The sequence below is a fragment of the Roseovarius lutimaris genome (assembly GCF_900115165.1).
GTDB classification, from domain to species: domain Bacteria; phylum Pseudomonadota; class Alphaproteobacteria; order Rhodobacterales; family Rhodobacteraceae; genus Roseovarius; species Roseovarius lutimaris.
On record NZ_FOVP01000070.1, the window covers coordinates 1 to 1,344 of the forward strand.

The following is a 1,344-nucleotide window of genomic DNA, read 5'->3' on the forward strand; positions in this document are numbered from 1 at the left end:
CGGCACGATGTCGAGCCGCTCGTTGCGATCCTCGCCAATCCTGTGCATCAGCCCACAACCGCATGGGCACTCCAGGCTGTCCGGTTCGATCACCTGTTCGATGCGCGGCAATCCCTCGGGCAGGTTGCCGCGATTGCGTTTTGCGATCTTTTTCCGTCTGGGCTTGTCGTCGCCAGAGGCCTGCTCCGATTTCTTCTCTTCAACCTCGGAAAGGGCAACCTCAAGATCCTCGAAGGCCAGCTGCCGGTCGTCGTCGGCCAGCTTCTCGGACTTCTTTCCGTAGAGCGCATGATGCATCTCGGCGATCAGGTGTTCCTGGCGCTGGTTGATCTCCTCCAGCTCCGCCACACGGGCGGCCTGCGCCTCGAACACAGCACGGTATTCCGGCGGCAGAACAGACAGATCGAAGTCTTTGGCAATAGCGCTCATGACTGGTTTTATAGACCAGGATCAAAGCCATGACCGGTGCAATCGTCCCCCTGATTCACTCCGCCGCAGCTGGCGGTCGGGTGTCCAACGCCTTCACCTTGCGCCAATCCAATCCGGCGAACAGCGCTTCGAATTGCGCGTGGTTCAATGCCATCATCCCGTCCTTGATCGCGGGCCAGGCGAAGGTTGTGTCCTCGAGCCACTTGTACGCCATCACAAGGCCGCTGCCGTCCCAATAGAGCAGCTTCAAGCGGTCCGCGCGCTTTGCGCGGAACACGAACACTGTCCCGGTGAACGGATCCTTACGCAGAACCGACTGGACCAACGCGGTCAGGCCGTCGTGCCCTTTACGGAAATCGACGGCCCGCGTCGCCACCAGAATGCGCACCCGGTTCGACGGAAAAATCATGCGCCACCCCCGAGCGCACGCACAATTTCCGCAATCCGGCCCGCAGGTGTGGCACCGTCCAGCCGGACAGAAACCGACCCGGCCATAATCTCGATCGCCTGATACGCCGGTTCAGCTGCTTCGGTCGGCGAAGGCGGTTCGACATCGAAAACCACCAACGGGGCGAAGTCCGCCTCGGCCTCCGGCGCAGGCAGAACGAGATCACCATCCTTGGCCATCCGCCGCCACGCCGACAGGTGGTTCGGACGCAGGTCGTATTTGCGCGCCACGTCATTCACCGTCGCGCCCGGCAACAGCGTTTCCGCCACAATCCGCGCCTTCACGCAATCCGGCCATCGCCGGTGCCCGCTATCTGAGGTTTCGACACCCAGACGTTTGAGAAACTCTCTCGTACTCTCCATGGAGAAACTCACCTCCTGTCATCCAACAGGACCTGAGTCTCAAATCACGCCGAACTCAGGAAGGTGGGCTTCAGACACTTGCAGTTACCCACAAGTCGTGTGGCG

General features: G+C 61.0%; 3 protein-coding genes. All 3 read right to left on the bottom strand.

What is annotated here, in order from left to right; translation table 11 throughout:
* Window positions 1-429: IS66 family transposase (locus BMZ91_RS20975; protein WP_177193956.1), on the bottom strand; the 429-nt coding region annotated here is incomplete at its 3' end.
* A gap of 55 nt (window positions 430-484) precedes the next feature.
* Window positions 485-838, bottom strand: coding sequence for an IS66 family insertion sequence element accessory protein TnpB (gene tnpB / locus BMZ91_RS20980; RefSeq protein WP_092842508.1), 354 nt, complete (start codon window positions 836-838; stop codon window positions 485-487).
* Window positions 835-1,239: an IS66-like element accessory protein TnpA gene (gene tnpA, locus BMZ91_RS20985; protein ID WP_092842509.1), complete on the bottom strand. Its 405-nt coding sequence runs from the start codon at window positions 1,237-1,239 to the stop codon at window positions 835-837. The genes tnpB and tnpA overlap by 4 nt, the downstream gene beginning before the upstream one ends.
* Between the last annotated feature and the right edge of the window lie 105 nt (window positions 1,240-1,344).

Bases quoted from the DNA above. Each gene is read 5' to 3' on its own strand.
- tnpA (WP_092842509.1), bottom strand. From the start codon at position 1,239: ATGGAGAGTACGAGAGAGTTTCTCAAACGTCTGGGTGTCGAAACCTCA.
- tnpB (WP_092842508.1), bottom strand. From the start codon at position 838: ATGATTTTTCCGTCGAACCGGGTGCGCATTCTGGTGGCGACGCGGGCC.